Source organism: Sphingomonas yabuuchiae (assembly GCF_001477495.1).
GTDB classification, from domain to species: Bacteria; Pseudomonadota; Alphaproteobacteria; order Sphingomonadales; family Sphingomonadaceae; genus Sphingomonas; species Sphingomonas yabuuchiae_A.
Genome location: NZ_LDTF01000051.1, coordinates 73,362 through 89,591, shown reverse-complemented (window position 1 = coordinate 89,591; position 16,230 = coordinate 73,362). Strand labels below are relative to the sequence as shown.

Annotated in this window: 12 protein-coding genes; 3 read left to right on the top strand and 9 right to left on the bottom strand. The window is 66.3% G+C overall.

Annotated elements, in window-relative coordinates; genetic code table 11:
* A partial coding sequence (locus NS355_RS10765) for an ABC transporter permease (RefSeq protein WP_153008187.1) occupies nt 1–1,190 on the bottom strand: 1,190 nt, incomplete at its 3' end.
* A complete protein-coding gene (locus tag NS355_RS10760; RefSeq protein ID WP_084787839.1) occupies nt 1,187–1,846 on the bottom strand; it encodes an ABC transporter ATP-binding protein in 660 nt (219 codons plus the stop codon). The genes NS355_RS10765 and NS355_RS10760, both read right to left, overlap by 4 nt.
* Before the next feature lie 39 nt (nt 1,847–1,885).
* On the opposite strand from NS355_RS10760, the gene NS355_RS10755 reads away from it, so the two are divergent.
* A complete protein-coding gene (locus tag NS355_RS10755; RefSeq protein WP_058745712.1) occupies nt 1,886–2,599 on the top strand; it encodes an arylesterase in 714 nt (237 codons plus the stop codon).
* A gap of 12 nt (nt 2,600–2,611) precedes the next feature.
* Here NS355_RS10755 and NS355_RS10750 read toward each other — a convergent pair whose 3' ends face one another.
* The 7 genes from NS355_RS10750 to NS355_RS10720 form a co-directional block, all read right to left on the bottom strand.
* Nucleotides 2,612–3,508, bottom strand: coding sequence for a Gfo/Idh/MocA family protein (locus NS355_RS10750; protein ID WP_058745711.1), 897 nt, complete (start codon nt 3,506–3,508; stop codon nt 2,612–2,614).
* Nucleotides 3,509–3,535: 27 nt separating this feature from the next.
* Nucleotides 3,536–4,612 (bottom strand): LacI family DNA-binding transcriptional regulator, encoded by a 1,077-nt coding sequence (locus NS355_RS10745; RefSeq protein WP_058745710.1) that lies wholly within the window; start codon nt 4,610–4,612, stop codon nt 3,536–3,538.
* An 8-nt stretch (nt 4,613–4,620) separates the two neighbouring features.
* A complete protein-coding gene (locus NS355_RS10740) occupies nt 4,621–6,102 on the bottom strand; it encodes a tryptophan halogenase family protein (RefSeq protein WP_058745709.1) in 1,482 nt (493 codons plus the stop codon).
* A complete protein-coding gene (locus NS355_RS10735; protein ID WP_058745708.1) occupies nt 6,099–7,130 on the bottom strand; it encodes a cupin-like domain-containing protein in 1,032 nt (343 codons plus the stop codon). Before NS355_RS10735 ends, NS355_RS10740 begins: the two co-directional genes overlap by 4 nt.
* Nucleotides 7,123–7,842 carry a SapC family protein gene (locus NS355_RS10730; protein WP_058745707.1) on the bottom strand — a complete coding sequence of 240 codons (720 nt, stop codon included), beginning with the start codon at nt 7,840–7,842 and terminating at the stop codon, nt 7,123–7,125. Before NS355_RS10730 ends, NS355_RS10735 begins: the two co-directional genes overlap by 8 nt.
* Nucleotides 7,842–9,359: a tryptophan halogenase family protein gene (locus NS355_RS10725; protein ID WP_058745721.1), complete on the bottom strand. Its 1,518-nt coding sequence runs from the start codon at nt 9,357–9,359 to the stop codon at nt 7,842–7,844. Before NS355_RS10725 ends, NS355_RS10730 begins: the two co-directional genes overlap by 1 nt.
* 101 nt (nt 9,360–9,460) lie before the next feature.
* Nucleotides 9,461–12,505, bottom strand: a complete 3,045-nt coding sequence (locus NS355_RS10720) for a TonB-dependent receptor (protein WP_058745706.1) — start codon at nt 12,503–12,505, stop codon at nt 9,461–9,463.
* A gap of 176 nt (nt 12,506–12,681) precedes the next feature.
* On the opposite strand from NS355_RS10720, the gene NS355_RS10715 reads away from it, so the two are divergent.
* Entirely contained in the window at nt 12,682–14,955 is a 2,274-nt protein-coding gene (locus NS355_RS10715) for a beta-glucosidase (protein ID WP_430727009.1), read from the top strand.
* 53 nt (nt 14,956–15,008) lie between these two features.
* The gene (locus NS355_RS10710; protein WP_058745705.1) at nt 15,009–16,214 is read left to right on the top strand and encodes an MFS transporter; all 1,206 of its coding nucleotides are present in this window, start codon (nt 15,009–15,011) and stop codon (nt 16,212–16,214) included.
* Nucleotides 16,215–16,230: the final 16 nt, after the last annotated feature.

Below are 16,230 nucleotides of genomic sequence, written 5' to 3'. Positions count from 1 at the left end.
CCCCAGAGGCTCCCCCGCCATCCCCCGCCGGACCGCGCGTTCAGAACGCCGCGCAGCAGGGCGGCGGCGGGGACCCGCCCTGCCGCTACCAGCGGCCGCGCGCAAAAGGCGAGCGCGATCAACAGGCCATAGGCCGCCGCCAACGCCAGCGGCCCCGGCGCGATGGTCAGTCCCGGCGCCACCGGCAACACCGCTCCCACCATGATCCCGACCAGTGGCACCGCGACGATCCCCGCCAGCAGGCCGAGCAGAATGCCGACCCCGGCGACGGCAAGCAACTGCAGCAGATAGACTTTCGCCACCAACCCCGAGGTTGCGCCGAGAACCTTCAGCATTGCAATCGTCGAGCGTCGCGCCTCCAGATACGAGCTGACGCCGTTGCCAACGCCGATCCCCGCAATGACCAACGCGGCCAGCCCGACCAAAGTGAGAAATTCCGCCATCCGTGCGACGAAGCGGCTGGCGCCGGGCGAGGCGCGGTCGCGGGTCCGCGTTTCCCATCCGGCGGTGGCAAAACGCTGCTCGAACGCCTTGGCGATCGGCGACGGATCGCGGGGCGTGGCAAGCCGATACTTGCTCTCGAACAGGCTGCCGGGCTGGATCAGCCCGGTCCGGTCCAGCCCGCCGCGCGACACGATCGCCACCGGTCCCAGCGTAAAGCCTTCGCCAAGCCGATCGGGCTCGTCCGCGATGATGCCACCAACGCGGAATGGCGCCGTCCCGAAGCGAAGCACGTCGCCCCGGCGGACCGCCAATCGCTCCGCCAGTCCGCGGCTGATCCAGACCGTGTCGTCATCCGGGGATCGGACAACCCGCCCATCGGCCAGGGTCAATCGCCCATAGAGCGGATAGGCTGCGTCGACCGCTTTCAGTTGAACGGGCGCAGTCGATCCGTTCGCCGTGACCGCCATCGACTGCATTCGCTGGGTTTCAGAGACACGCCCGGCCGCTCGCATCGCCGCCAGCTCTGGCGGATCGGCTCGGCGCTGCGACACCGCGAATTCCAGATCGCCGCCCAGCAGCACTCGACCTCGCGCCGCCAATTCGCCGCCGATCGCGTCGCCCAGGCTACCGATCGCCGCCAGCGCCCCCACGCCGAGGAACAGGCAGAGCAGCAACAGCCGCAGCCCCCGAAAGCGAACCGAAAGCTCCCGTCGGGCGAGCTTCCACGCCAGCGCCCAACCCCTCACGCGGCAATCCGGCCATCGGCGAGTTCGACCACCCGGTCACAGCGTCGGGCCAGTGCAGGGTCATGGGTGATCACGACCAGGGTCGCGCCGGTCGCGGCGCGCCGATCGAACAGCAGGTCCATTACGCGCGCGCCTGTCGCGCCGTCGAGATTGCCGGTCGGTTCGTCGGCGAAGACGATTTGGGGGCGTGGGCCGAGTGCACGCGCGATGGCCACCCGCTGCTGCTCGCCACCCGATAGCTGGGCGGGATAATGGTTCATCCGGTGCGCCAGCCCGACCGCCGCCAATTCCGCCTCCGCTCGCGCAAAGGCGTCGGTTTCCCCGGCCAGTTCCATCGGCACCGCGACATTCTCGCGCGCGGTCATTGTCGGAAGAAGGTGGAAGGCCTGGAGGACGATGCCGATCCGCCCGCGCCGGGCGATGGCCAGCCCGTCCTCGTCCAGCGTCCCGAAGTCGGTGCCCGCCACCTCGACACGCCCCGACGTCGCGCGTTCCAGCCCGGAGAGCACCGCCATCAGCGAGGACTTGCCCGACCCCGACGCGCCGAGCAGCGCCAGGCTCTCGCCATACGCTACCTCCAGGTCGATACCCTTCAGGATATCGACCGGCGCAGCCCCGCCAAGCGTCAGCCTTACATCCGTGGCCCGGATGACCATATTGCCTACGACCATAGTTGCGGGGATTCCACGCCAGAGATGATGAAGATGCCATATGTGGCCGGGGCCGCGCTTCTCCAAGTCGCCGCACTCCTGTCGGCCTGCAACAGCCGGAGCGACGAGCCGTTGCCCGCGACCAATGCCGCCACGCCCGCGCCTGCTACCGCGGGGTCCGACGTACCGGTATCGGGTCCGAAGCGCGTCGTGCTGGCTTTCGGGGACAGCCTCTATGCCGGTTACGGTCTTCAGCGCGGGCAGAGCCTGCCCGACGCGATCCAGGCGCGGCTGCGCGGCCAGGGTATCGATGCGACGGTGGTCAATGCCGGTGTATCCGGCGATACCAGTGCGGATGGGCGGCGGCGGCTCGCCTATACGCTCGACCGAATGAAGACCAAGCCCGACCTGGTGATGCTGGGTCTCGGCGGGAATGACGTGTTGCGCCAGGTCGATCCGGCCGAGACGCGCGCGAATATGGCGGCGATGCTGGATGAGCTGGAACGTCGCGACATTCCGGTGATCCTGACCGGCATGCTGGCGCCACCAAATCTTGGGCCTGATTTCGGGAACAGGTTCAATGTGATATGGCCGGATCTTGCGCGTGAACATAAAGCCGTGCTCGACCCGTTCATCCTTCAGGGCGTGCTGGGGCAGCGGCAGTTGATGTTGGGCGATGGCGTCCACCCCAATGCGATCGGAATCTCGCGCATCGCCGATCGGGTGGCGCCACTCGTGGCCAAGCAACTCGACGACTGACGTTGCAAAGGGTCAAAGCCCTTCGGCATGAACGGTGATCGCTTCGCACAGTCCGTGCGTCGCAAGGATCGCATCGGAGGCGGTGGGGCGGCCGTCCTTCACGGCCGTCAGGAAGTCGGCACACATCGCTTCGAACCCGCGCTGCCTGCCGACCGTCGTCCAGTCGCCCCGGCGCTGATGCTGCTCGGTCCCGTCCATCCGCCGCTCGTCCGCCATGTTGAGCACCGAATGGCGAAGGCCGTTGCCGTGCACGTCCAGCCGCTCTTCGTTCAGCCCGCTATTGCGGTGCATGGTTCCGATCGCGGTAAAGCCGTCGCCGGCGAGCATCAGCGCGACCGAAAGGAGTTGGCCCTGATCGACATGCGTCTCGATCGTCTGGCGCAGGACCGGGCTGGGCGCGAGGAACAGCAGCGTGTCGACGACATGGATGAAGTCGTCGAAGATCACTCGACGCAGTATATCCGGCTGTCGGTGGCGGTGCTTTTCCATGACGATCATATCGGCTTGCAAGGATTTCAGCGCGACATGGCCGGGGGCGAAACGACGATTGAAACCGATCGTTAGCAGCACCTTCTGCCGCTCGGCCAGCGCGACCAGTTGCTCGGCCTCGCCTAGCGTGTCGGCGAGCGGCTTGTCGACCAGGGTGGGGATGCGCCGGTCGAGCAGGGTCCGTACCAGCGCGGGATGCGCATCGGTCGCGGCGTGAACGAAGGCGGCATCGAAACTCTCGGTGCCAAGGGCTTCATCCAGGCCGGAATATAGCCCCGCCACGCGAAAACTGCGCCCGGCCTGCGCGAGTACCTGCGTGTTGCGGGTCGCCAGGTGCAACTCGACCCCCGGCATGGCGGACAGGACCGGCAGATAGGCCTTGTGCGCGATGTCGCCCAATCCTGTGACCAATATCCGCATGTCGCCTCCAAGTCCTTCAAACCACGCCTATCGCATGTCGGCGCGCTTGTCGTCTGCTGGCGGCGCAGTGGAGGCGCGGATCGCCAGTTGGGCGGGGGTGACGACCGGGCCGCTCGGCATGTCCTGCCCGGCCTGCTCGGCGATGATGAGTTCGACCGCACGAGCAGTGACGGCGGCGATCGGCTGGACCACGGCGGTCAGCGGGGGATGGACGAAGCGCACGATGGGCGTGTCGTCGAAACTGACCAGCGACAGGTCGCGCGGTACGCTCAACCCCCGTTCGCGAGCCAGTTCCAGCGTGGCCAGCGCCATCTGGTCGTTGCTGGCGATGATCGCGCTCGGGGCGATATCGCCGTCGAATAGCGCCGAGGCGGCGGCGCGGCCGGAGGCGAAGCTGAAATCGCCCTGCGCCAACAAGCCTTCGCACGGCAGCCCCGCCGCCGCCATGGAGCTGCGCCATCCCGCGATCCGCCAGCCGCTGAGTTCATACTCGTCGGGCCCGGCGATGAAGCCTATGCGTTCATGACCCAGCTCGATTAGATGATCGGTCGCCTGTCGCGCCGCGCCTTCGTCATCCAGCGACAGGGCAAAGCCCGTTCCGGGCTTGAGCGATCCGATCCGGGCAAAGCTGATCCCCTGCGCCTCCAGCAGGCCGGTGATCAGCGGGTTTTCGGAATGGGGCGGGGTCAGGATTACGCCATCGGGTTGCAGCGCGGCGATCGCGGCCAGCAGCTCGCGCTCGATATGGTCACTATGCGTGTCGACCAGTTCGACGATCAGACGATAGCCATGTTCGGCGCAGGTCAGCATGCCCCCCAGCATCATCTGGTCGACCCAGTCGGTGCCCTGCCGGTTGCGCCAGTCGGCGATAGTGCGCTCCCGGTCGTTGAGCGCGACGATCAGATAGGAGCGCGAGCCCCCCATGCGCTGTGCCGCGATCGAGGGCACATAGCCCAGCTTGGCGATCGACGCCTGGACCCGCTCCATCATTTCGGGGCGGACATTGGGCTCCCTGTTGATGACCCGGCTGACGGTCTGAAGCGAGACGCCCGCATCGGCGGCGACATGACGGATGGTGACGGACTGGCGGCGACGCGGCGGCATGGCTGGGGTCAGGCCGCCGTGCCGCAATGGCGCGCGACATAGTCCGGATGGGCGGGCAGGCCGCGCACCGTCGTCGCGATATTCTGGCGCAGCGTGGACAGCAGTCGCTCCAGTTCCTCGTCGGTCAGCCGCGCGGTGATCGGGTGATGAGCTTCCGGCATGATGCCCTGGCCCATCATGACCTGTACCCAGCTATTCTCGGCGAACAACTCGTCATTGCGGCGGAAGACGCGACCCGTCTCGCGGAACAGCGCGATCCTGTGCGCCAGGCTGTCGGGCACCTCCATATCGGCGCATTGTCGCCAGAAGGCGCTGTCGCGGCGTTCGTGGACCTTGTAATGCAGGATCAGGAAGTCCCGGATTTGCAGCATGTCGGTCATCTGCTGATCGTTGAACTCGGCCACGTCATGCGCGCTGATCGGGCCGCCGGGGAGCAGGCGGATCAGCCGCAGGATCGCGCGTTGGATCAGGTGGATGCTGGTCGATTCCAGCGGCTCCAGGAACCCGCCCGACAGGCCGACCGCGATGCAGTTGCGATGCCATTGCTTGCGCCGCGCACCGGTTTGGAAACGCAGCATGTTGGGCTCGGTCAGCACCTTGCCCTCGACGGTCGACAACAGCCTCTCACGCGCCGCGTCGTGATCGATATAGCGGCTGCAATAGACGATGCCGTTGCCCGCCCGATGTTGCAGCGGGATGCGCCATTGCCACCCGGCCTCATGCGCGATCGCGCGGGTATAAGGGACGGGCGGCCGCACGCTTTCGGTCTGCACCGCGACCGCGGCGTCGCAGGGCAGGTAATGGCTCCAGTCGTCGAACCCGACATGCAGCGCCCGCTCGATCAGCAGCGCGCGAAAGCCGGTGCAGTCGAGAAACAGGTCGCCCTCGACCCGCCGCCCGCCGTCGAGCACCAGCGCGGCGATGTCGCCGGTGTCGCCATCGAGGTCGACCTCGGCGATCCGCCCCTCGATCCGTACGGCATTATCTCCCTCGGCCATGCCGCGCAGGAAGCGGCCGTACAGCGTCGAGTCGAGCTGATAGGCATAGTTCATCCGCTCGTCGGGGAGATGCGCGAACCGGCCCTCGCGCGCGGCAATCAGTTCCAGGCAGTAATCTTCATAGGGCGCGTCATGCCCTCGGCTAAGGCCGTCCAGCCAGAAATGCTGGAACCCCGCCGCCCAGTGATCCTTGCCGGTCAGGCCGAAGGAATGGAAATAGCGATCCTCCGGACCTTTCCACCCATCGAACTGGATGCCCAGCTTGAAGGTCGCCTGGGTTGCGGCCATGAACTCGGCTTCGTTGATGCCGAGCAGACGGTTGAAGGTGATGATCGGCGGAATGGTCGACTCGCCAACGCCGATGGTGCCGATGGCGTCCGACTCCACCAGCGTCACGGTGACCGCGCGACCCAGGGTACGGGCCAGGGCGGCGGCGGCCATCCAACCGGCGGTGCCACCGCCTGCGATGACGATCCGGCGCGGCGTGCTCATCGGCTGAGCGCCCGCAGCAGGAAGGCACGGATGCGCCCCGCCAGGTCCGGAGTCATCGGGGCTAAAATTCCGCGCCCGCCCTTGGGGATATGGCCGACGACGCTCTCATCATTGGCGAAGACATAATGGTCGAACATCTCGCGCCAATGCGCCTTCTGGTCGGCGGGCAGGTCGCGGATCGTCATCATCGCGTGGTTCAGCGCCTCTTGCGGCTGGCCCATCCAGCGGGGCGCGTCGCGCCACCAGTAATTCACCAGCACGTTGAAATCTTCCGTCCCCTCGACATGGTGCCACCACAGCGCGGGGATGAAGACCGCGTCGCCCGCCGCCAGATCGGCGACCTGCGCCGTTTCCAGTGCCTCGGCGAAGCGCGGATGGCGATCGAAATCGGGGGCGTGGAAGTCGACCATGCTGACCGCGCGGCCCGCTGGCGTATTGTCGACGGGGCCGAGATAGAGGTTGCGGAACTGCTCACGCGGGAAGAGCGTAAAGCGGCGTCGACCGACCGCGCAGACCGCCAGATTGTGCGGCACGTCGTTATGCGCCGCAATCCGGCTGCGGGTGCCGATCCAGATGCTGGCCAGCAGCTCGCGCTCGCCCAGATCGATATGGTTGGCCTCGTGCAGCCCGTCGAAATATTGCTGCATGTCGATGGAGGCGAGATAGATGGACGGTGCCTCCGGCTTTCCGGAGAATTCGGCGATGCGGGCGAAGATCTCGGGGAGGCCCGCCTCCATCATGCGGAAATTCATCGCCATGGCGTCGTCGTAGAACAATCGCCCGCCGCTGCCGGGCACGCCGACCGAGACGGTAAAGGGCCGGTCGTGATGATGGTCGAGTAGATACGCCCGCGCCACCTCCGCCGACCGCCGCCCGGCCTGGACCAGCGGCCAGTCGGCAGCGAGTCCACGCACGACGAAGGGGCGGTCGGCGGCGCGCAACATCCGGTCGAGTTCAGCGGCGTTGGCGACCATCACCTCGGGCACCGGGGGAAGGGCGGTCAGCCGCCCCGGATCGGCATCAGCCACGTGCAGCCCGCCGGTTGCGCCGCGCGATCAGGCCGCTGAATTGGCTGAGCGAGGCCATCGCCATATAGATGGGCTCCAGATGGCCTGCCGCCTGAAGCTCGGCCAGGGCCGTACCGCTCAGCGAGGCCAGTCGTGCTTCGTTGATGATGTGATAGCCGACCAGCCGATTGTCCGACCGATCCTCCAGCGTCACCTCCAATGTGAAAGGCTCTAGAAGTTCGTGACGCTGCAGTGCGGCGAAGAAATCGCTGGCTTCGCGAAAGCCATGGTCGAGTTCACCGATCTGTTCGATCACTCGATCCAGATAGGGCGTGGGGCGGCCATGCTTGTCGAATATGCGGACGCCTTCGTCGCCGGTCGCGATGCGGGGGGATTCGACATCGATATGGACTTGCTTGGGACCGTCCTCATCGGGGCGGCCGCCGATCAGGAATGGCTGGATATCGATCGCCAGCGGTCGATAGCGCGCGTCCCAGCCGCCGTCTGCCAGATACAGATTCTCGCCATTCTCGAACCCGAACATCGCCAGTGCACTGAACCGGTCGCGGGTTTCGTTCAGACGGAACAGGATGGGATACTCCGCCTGGAGCGCGCGGAACTCGGCGGGTACGGCGATGCAGGCCATGCGGGCATCGCCCAGCGCAGTGTCGCGGCGCTCCTGGATGCGCAGGTCACGATGATCGTCGGGGGTAAGGGCTTCGTGGCGGGGCATCAGGCGCGTCTCTCGGAAATGGGGGCCTGTTCGGCGCGCAGGGCGTCGAGATAGGCGCGATTGGTCGGCAGGCTCGCCGCCAGGGCACGACCGCGCTGGTCGATCTGGCGAAGCTGGCTCGATAGATCGGGGCGAAGTGGCCGCGGCACGGGCGAGGGCAGGGGGGCGGGGAAACCCATACCCCGAAGGATGTAGCGATAGCTGGCCGCCGGGAACAGTTCATCCTGCATGGGCAGGTCGAAAGCGGACGGGCTGCGGTAACGCCACAGCGCGAGCATCTCCGCCAGGCGATCGGGCTGGGAGGCGGGATCGCGATGGGCGCGCCAATAGGGCTCGTCGCGATGGCTGAGGATATAGTGCAGCTTCAGGAAGTCGACGATCCGTTCCCAGCGATAGGTCGCCAGCGCATTGAAACGCCGCGCCTGGATCGGCATCAGACTGGAGACGGCGGGAAAGTCGTCCAGCAGCGCGTCGAGCGACAGTTCGATCATGACGATGGCCGACGCTTCCAGCGGCTCCATGAACCCCGCCGACTGGCCGATGGCGAGGCAATTGGCCGCCCAGGGCCTTGACCGATAGGCGGAGCGGAAGGTCAGCCGACGCGGGGCGGGGCTATCGACCGAAATCCGGCGGCAATATTCCGCCAACACGCCTTCGGCCTCGTCGTCGCTCAGGAACGCGGAGGCATAGACGCAGCCGATCCCGCGTCGCATCGGCAGGCCGATGTCCCAGATCCAGCCCGCGCTGTGCGCGGTCGCCACGGTCTGCGACGCGATGGGGCTGTTCGGGGGGACGGGCAATTGCACCGCGAGCGCCCGGTCGTTGAACAGGACGGAGGAGGCGTCGACCGTCTCCACGCCCAGCGTCTTGCCGATCAGCAGGGCGGCATGGCCGGTACAGTCGAGGAAGAGGTCGCCCGCGACGATCTCAGATCCGCGGACATGGACCGCCGTGATGCCGCCGTGCTCGCCGCGCTCGACCCCGGTAACGTGATCGCGGACATGCCGCACGCCCAGACGAGTGGTCGCGTGCCGGGTCAGCAGCGCGGCGAGCTTCGTCGCGTCGAGATGGTAGGCATAGTTCAGCGCCCCCGCATAATCGGGCATCCCACGCTGGCGCGGAGCAAGGTCCTCGGCACAAACCAGCGGCTGGGGGCAGGTGGCGAGGGCATAGGGGATATCGCGGGGCAGGTCGGCGGGGTCGGCATCGATCGGTGGCACGAAGGGATGGTAATAGCGATCATCGCTCGCGCCGGTCGCCCATCCGTCGAAGCGAGTCCCCTGTTTGAACGACCCGTCGCAGCCGAGCAGCAGCTCGGTCTCGGTGATGCCGATCCGCTCCAGCGTGCGGCGGATGGTCGGCCAGGTGCCTTCGCCGACCCCCAGGGTCGGGACGTCGGGGGACTCGATCAGCGTGACCGTCACCGACCCGGCGGTTGCGGCGGCGATGCGGGCGGCGGCCAGCCACCCTGCGGTGCCCCCGCCGACAATCACGATCCGGGTGATAGCTTTGTCCACCGCAGTCCCGATCCCCGGCCCGTCATCCAAGCCCGCAAATTGCCCATATGGTCCGTAAAAAAGCCAGCCTCTCCGTGGCGGAAAAGCTGGCTTTACCGTCGTCAGAAGGTGAAGCGCACGCCCGCTGAGTAGCGCGCATCCTGCTTCGTCACGAAGTTGACATTGCGATCCGAACGGAGGTGACCGCTGCGGTTCTCACCCAGGATGTTGATCCCCTCGGCAAAGATCGCGACGCTCTTGGTCACCGCATAGCTGGCGCTGGCGTCCAGCTGGCCATAGCTGTTGACATAGGCAGGGTTAATTCCGGCCCCGTTCAGATAGCCCCGGCGCCAGTTATAGGCCGCACGCGCCTGGATACCGAACTTGTCGTAGAACAGGACGGCATTGGCACTGTCCGACAGGCCGGTGATCGCGAACTGCGACACGCTGGCGGGCAGGCGGTTGTCGTAATTCCGGTTCCCGTTGACGATCGTGTAATTCAGGATCGTGCCGAAGCCGGTGTCCCAGAAGCTGTGCTGGATCGCGAACTCGAAGCCGTCGACCTTGGCGGTCTGATCGCTGTTAAACGGCGTCGTGACGACGAAATTGACCAGCGGATCATTGGGCTGCGCGACGATCGTGCCGTTGACCACGCCGCCGGGGAAGTTGGCGCCGATATAGTCGCGGATCTGCGCGAAGGTGGCATTGGCCCCCAGCGCGTTGATCGCCGCCTGATAGCGCGGGCCATTCTGGGTCACGCCGTTGAAGCTCGTGGTGGGCGAGGTCAGGCCGGGCACCGTCAGGTTGACCTGCGTATTGCCGATATAGTTCGACACGACCTTGTGGAAGAAGCCGACCGAGATGTAGCTGTCCGGCTTGTAATACCACTCCGCCGACAGATCGATGTTCTTCGACTTGTACGGAATGAGATTGGGGTTGCCGACGCGGCCCGTGCCGCCGCCGATGCGGAACAGCTGATCCAGGTTGCGGCCGCCCTGCAGGCTGCCATAATCGGCGCGGGTGATGGTGTGGCTGTACGACGCGCGCAGCTTGACGTTTTCCAGCGGCTGGAAATCGAAGTCGATCGAAGGCAACCAGTTCTGGTAGCGGCCCTTGAAGGTAGTAAATCCGCTGCCCGAGAACAGGATGTTGAACTCGTTCTGCGAATTCTGCCGTGCGCCGACTGGCGTCGGAACCAGCGCGGAGGCCGAGACGTCGGTATTCTCAAACCGCAAGCCTGCGATCAGGTGTGCGGGGCGCGCAAACAGGTCCATCTTGCCGTTGAACTGGAAGTAGGGCGCAACGGTCTTCTCGCGGATGCGCGAATCCGTCGTGTACGGGATCAGGCACTGGCCGTTGCCGCCGCAAATGCCATAGGCCTTGTCGAGCAGCGACACCATCGACGGCAGGTCGAAGCCATAGAAGGACTTCACGATCGCCGCATTGTTCGCGCCACCGATGCCGGAAAATTTGTCGGGCACGCTGATCTGCTGGAACAGATCGTCGGGGATCAGGGCGGCGGCGGCCGCACGCTGCGCCGCGCTGTCGCCGCCGGTGCCGCCCCAGGTGTCGTTCTGAAGCACGCTATAGGCCGAGCGGACCTTGTTGTCGGTATAGTCGAAACCCCAGTCCAGGCTGTCGAGGAAGCCCTGTTCATGGTCGTAATGGCCACGGAACTGGACCTGATTGATCTCGTCGCGGAAATAGGAATTGCGGAAGGCACTGCCCGTGGGGACGATGTTCGCGGCGTTCAGCGGGTCGATGCCGGGCTGCATCGCGAAGGAGATGACGGGCAGCTTGTTGTCGAAATTGATCGTCTGGCTCTGCACGCCGAAGATCGCGGTGCCGACCGAGTTGCTGTTGCCGTAGGGGTTATCGGGCTTGGACTCGGCGGTCGAGTGATGCGCGTCGATCGACAGGGTGACGCCGCCCGGCGCCTTCCAGGTCAGGTTGCCGCCCAGCGACTTGTTGATGCTGCGGGTCGAGGTCTGGGTCGCCGAATAGGCCAGGTCCTTGGCCTCGGCGGCGGTGAAGCGCTCGGTATAGAAGACCGGCCCGGCGATCGGGCCGTTGGTCCAGGCGCTCGACGTGTCGTTGTGGTTGTACCAGATGCCGACATTGTTGTCGCGGATGTCGAAGGTGTTCTGCGAATAGGTATAATCGACCGTCGCGGTCAGATCGTCGATCGGGCGGAATTGCAGGACGGCCTGGCCGTTGATGCGCTCGCGGCGGCCGTTGACGATGTTATAGCTGGCGTTCTGCGGCACCTGATACACGTCATTGGCACCGGGACGGTTGGTGATGTTGGCGTAGCGCGGATCGCCTTGCTGCGCCAGCGAGCCCCAATTGTTCTCCGATCCCAGATAGCCGTCGCGCCAGCCGACATTGGCCTGGTTCTGGCTGAAGTTGCGGCGCTGATAGGCGCCGGTGACCAGCACGCCGATCCGGTCGTCGGCAAAGGTGTCGGAGAAGATGCCCGACACTTCGGGCGTGATGTCCTTGCCGCCATTTTGCGACGTGTCGATCACCCCGCGTGCCGAGATCGAACCGCGCAGGCCCGACTTGTCGAGCGGACGCGGCGTGCGGATGTTGATGGTCGAGCCGATACCGCCCGAGGCGACCGTCGCGCGGCCGGACTTGTAGACCTCCAGCGCGGCGACGCCTTCGGAGGCGAGGTTGGCGAAGTCGAACGAGCGCGAGCCCGGCGCGCTGTTGCCGTCGCCGATGGTCGAGGTCGGCATCTGCCGCCCGTTGAGCGTGACGAGATTATATTCCGGCCCGAAGCCGCGCACCGTCACGAACTGGCCTTCGCCGTTCGAGCGGTCGATCGACACGCCGGTGATGCGCTGGAGCGACTCGGCGAGGTTGGTGTCGGGGAACTTGCCCATCTCTTCGGCACTGATCGCGTCGACCACGCCCTGTGCATTGCGCTTGATATCGATCGACTGGCGAAGCGAGGCGCGGATGCCGGTGACGACGATATCGCCATCGCCCTGAGCGGGGTCCGTCGGGCCGGTCGTCGGCGCTTGCGGATCGGTCTGCGCGGGACCCGGATTGCCCATCGTCGCGGCGGCGTCCTGCGCCAGCGCGGCGGCGGGCAGGGTCAGAGCGACGGTGGAAACGCCAATAGCGAAATTGGATAGCAGGCGAGCACGAACGCTACGCATGGAAAACCTCCCCTCATGAAACCGACGCGGTTCTCCGCGCTCTTGAGAACGTTCACTCCGCCAAAGCCGAAAGACTGTCAAGGGTGTCCGCCGTTGATTTTACAGGATTGTGAACGTTCTCTGGACAGGCGTGCAACAATGCAACACAAGGCCGCAAAAGGTGTGTTCGGGAGAGGATGATGGTGACGAAGGGCAAGATGGCAGGCGGTCTGACGATGATTGCGCTGATCGCGGCGGGCACCGGAGCATCGGCGCAGACGCAGCAGCGCTCGCCGGAAAAGGCAGTACGCAACGGCATTGCCGACGCGAGCGCCCGCGCAGACCGGATTGTTGCGAAGATGACCCGCGAGGAAAAGATCCTGCTGGTCCACGGCCTGTTCCCGACCATGGCGGCGGGCAAGTCGAAGGAGGAACTGATTCCCTCTGCCGGACATATCGACGGCATTCCCCGGCTGGGCGTGCCGGTGGTGCGCGAGAGCGACGCCTCGCTGGGCGTGGCCAACCAGGTCGAGCAGCGGGTCGGTGACGTCGCCACCGCACTGCCCTCGGGCCTTGCGACCGCCGCCAGCTTCGACCCCGCCATCGCGCGCGCGGGCGGTGCGATGATCGGAGCGGAGGCACGCGACAAACGGTTCAACGTGCTGCTGGCGGGCGGCGTCAACCTGACCCGCGATCCGTGGAACGGGCGCAACTTCGAATATCTGGGCGAGGACCCGTTGCTGGCCGGAACGCTGGGCGGCGCGCATATCGCGGGCGTGCAGTCGAACCGCATCGTATCCACGATCAAGCATTATGTGCTCAACGCGCAGGAAACCGGCCGCAATATCCTGGACGCCCGGATCGGCGAGGCGGCGCTGCGTATGAGCGACCTGCTCGCTTTCCAGATTGCGATCGAGCAGGGTCGGCCCGGCTCGGTCATGTGCGCCTATAACAAGATCAACGGCGACTGGGCGTGCGAGAACCGGCATCTGCTCACCGACGTGTTGAAGCGCGACTGGGGCTATCATGGTTGGGTCATGAGCGACTGGGGCGCGGTGCATTCGACCGTGAAGGCCGCCAATGCCGGGCTGGATCAGGAGTCCGGGCAGGAGCTCGACAAGGCCATCTATTTTGCCGAACCGCTTGCCGAGGCGGTGGCCAAGGGCGAAGTGCCGGAGGCCCGGCTGAACGACATGGTCGCGCGCTATCTGACCGGACTGATCGAGACCGGGGCCTATGACGCCCCGATGCCCGCCCAGGCGGTGACGCCCGACTATGCCGCCCATGCCGAGGTTGCGCAGCGCGCGGCAGAGGCGGGGATCGTCCTGTTGAAGAATGACGGCAATCTCCTGCCCATCGCGCGCACTGCCAGGCGGATCGTGGTGATCGGCGGCAATGCCGATGTCGGTGTGCTGTCGGGCGGCGGATCGTCGCAGGTCCGCTCGGTCGGTGGTGCGCCGGTCGAGATCCCGCTGGCGTATGGCGGCTCGTCCTCGTTCGCGCGGATCACCTATCACGCCTCGTCGCCGCTCAACGCTTTGCGCAAGGCGCTGCCCGGTGTCGAGATCGAGTGGCAGGACGGGCGCAACCTGAACGCGACCGTCGCGGCGGCGAAGAAGGCGGACATGGCCATCTTCTTTGCGACCCAATGGACGACCGAGGCGGACGACGTGCCCGACCTGCGCCTGCCGAACCAGCAGGACGCGCTGATCGCCGCGATCGCGGCCGTCCAGCCGCACACCGTGGCGGTGATGGAAACGGGCGGCCCGGTGCTGATGCCCTGGATCGCCAAGGTCCCCGCCGTGGTTCAGGCCTGGTATCCGGGCCAGCGCGGGGGCGAGGCGCTGGCCGCGATCCTGACAGGCCAGGTCGACCCCTCGGGCCGCTTGCCGATCACCTTCCCCGCCGATGCCTCGCAACCGCCGCGCCCACGTCCGGTCGGGCTCGACAAGCTGAGCGAGGTTGAAGCTGCGGCGGCCGCCAATCCTGCGGCGACGCCGGCCCCGACGCTCCAGAGCTTCCCGGTCGATTATGTCGAGGGTGCCGATGTCGGCTATCGCTGGTATGAGAAAAAGGGGCTGAAGCCGCTTTTCCCCTTCGGTCACGGGCTCAGCTATACCAGCTTTGCGTATCGCAATCCCGTCATCACCGGCGGCAAGACGGTCCGCGTCACCGTCGATATTGTGAACACCGGCCAGCGCGCTGGGTCGGACGTGCCCCAAATCTATGTGACGCGTGACGGCAGCGGCGATCCGATGCGGTTGGCCGCGTTCCAGCGCGTGACGCTGAAGCCCGGTGAAACGCGCCGTATCACCCTGGTTGCCGAGCCGCGCCTGCTGGCGGATTACGACACCACGCTTCCCGGCTGGCGGATTCGGGGCGGTACGTATCGTGTCGCGGTCGCGCATGACGCGACCGACCGGGCGATGGTCGCCACCACCCGGATCGATGCGCAGACGATGAAGCCGTAAGGAAGCTGTCACGGCCGTTGCCCTTGGTGTACGATCGGGGGCAAGGGTGGGCGATGGCCCCGTCCTCCGATCGCATCCATCCGCGCCAGCGTCCACCCTTGGGGCTTTATGCGCTGGCCAATATAGGCGGGGTGGCGGCGTATCTGCCGCTGCTGACCCTGTTGGTGCCGATGAAGGTCGAGGCGGTGAGCCCCGATGGCCGGATCGCCTTGCTCTCGCTGGTCGCGGTCCTGGGCGCGGCGACGGCGAGCCTGGCGAACATCCTGTTCGGCTGGCTGAGCGATCGGTCCCGGCGGGCGGGGCGTGGTCGGCGGGGCTGGATGGCGATCGGCTTGGCGGGGGTGGCGGCCAGCTATGCCGCCATCGGCATGGCGACGACGCCCGTGATGCTTGTCGCGGCGATCCTGTTCTTCCAGTTCGCGGTCAACGCGCTGCTCGCGCCGCTGATGGCGATCATGGCGGAGGAGATACCCGATGCGAAGCGCGGGCTGACGGGCGGCCTGATCGCGCTCGGCAATCCGGCAGCCTCCGCCCTCTCGACCTGGCTGGTGGGCGCGCCGCTACTGGGTGAGCAGGGGCGGCTGGCGGTCGTAATGATCGTCGTCATGCTCTGTGCCCTGCCGTTGCTGCTGGTCGGAGCAGGGGGCGCCATGCCGGGCGAGCGTGTCGCGGCAATAGGGGCGCGCCCGCCGAGGCGGGATTTTGTCATTGCGGGCTTGGCGCGGCTGTGCATCCAGGTCGCGGCGGTGGTGACCCAGGTCTATCTACTCTATTATTTCGAGACGATCGTACCGGCCGCCGACTATGCCGATCTGCCCCGCTGGGTCGGACAGGTCTTCACCTTTGCCTTCGTCCTGCCCTTGCCGATCGCCTTGCTGCTGGGGCGGCTGGCGGATCGAATGGAGCGACGCCGGTACATCCTGTCGATGGCGGCGCTGGTCGCGGCGCTGGGTTTGCTGGCCATGGCTGCGGCGGACAGCCGACAGGCCGCCGCCGCAGCGTTCATCCTCTACACGGCCGGATCGTCCGTCTTCATCGCGCTGCACGTCGGGTTGAGCTTCCAGCTTCTGCCCGATCCCCGGCATCGGGGGCGCGACCTGGGCCTGTTCAACCTGACCAACACCCTGCCGACGATCATCGGCGCAGGCCTGACCTGGATGTTCGCCACGCCGCACGACTTCGACGTAGTGCTGCTGGTGCTCGCGCTGATCACCTTGGCGGGCGGCCTCGCCATCCTGGGCGTCCGGGCGTGGCGATAGAATTATTGTCGGAGCA

What these genes read in the sequence shown, in the direction of transcription:
- NS355_RS10760 (WP_084787839.1), bottom strand. Translation starts at nt 1,846, where the DNA reads ATGGTCATCCGGGCCACGGATGTAAGGCTGACGCTTGGCGGGGCTGCG.
- NS355_RS10755 (WP_058745712.1), top strand. Translation starts at nt 1,886, where the DNA reads ATGATGAAGATGCCATATGTGGCCGGGGCCGCGCTTCTCCAAGTCGCC.
- NS355_RS10750 (WP_058745711.1), bottom strand. Translation starts at nt 3,508, where the DNA reads ATGCGGATATTGGTCACAGGATTGGGCGACATCGCGCACAAGGCCTAT.
- NS355_RS10745 (WP_058745710.1), bottom strand. Translation starts at nt 4,612, where the DNA reads ATGCCGCCGCGTCGCCGCCAGTCCGTCACCATCCGTCATGTCGCCGCC.
- NS355_RS10740 (WP_058745709.1), bottom strand. Translation starts at nt 6,102, where the DNA reads ATGAGCACGCCGCGCCGGATCGTCATCGCAGGCGGTGGCACCGCCGGT.
- NS355_RS10730 (WP_058745707.1), bottom strand. Translation starts at nt 7,842, where the DNA reads ATGCCCCGCCACGAAGCCCTTACCCCCGACGATCATCGTGACCTGCGC.
- NS355_RS10720 (WP_058745706.1), bottom strand. Translation starts at nt 12,505, where the DNA reads ATGCGTAGCGTTCGTGCTCGCCTGCTATCCAATTTCGCTATTGGCGTT.
- NS355_RS10715 (WP_430727009.1), top strand. Translation starts at nt 12,682, where the DNA reads ATGATGGTGACGAAGGGCAAGATGGCAGGCGGTCTGACGATGATTGCG.
- NS355_RS10710 (WP_058745705.1), top strand. Translation starts at nt 15,009, where the DNA reads ATGGCCCCGTCCTCCGATCGCATCCATCCGCGCCAGCGTCCACCCTTG.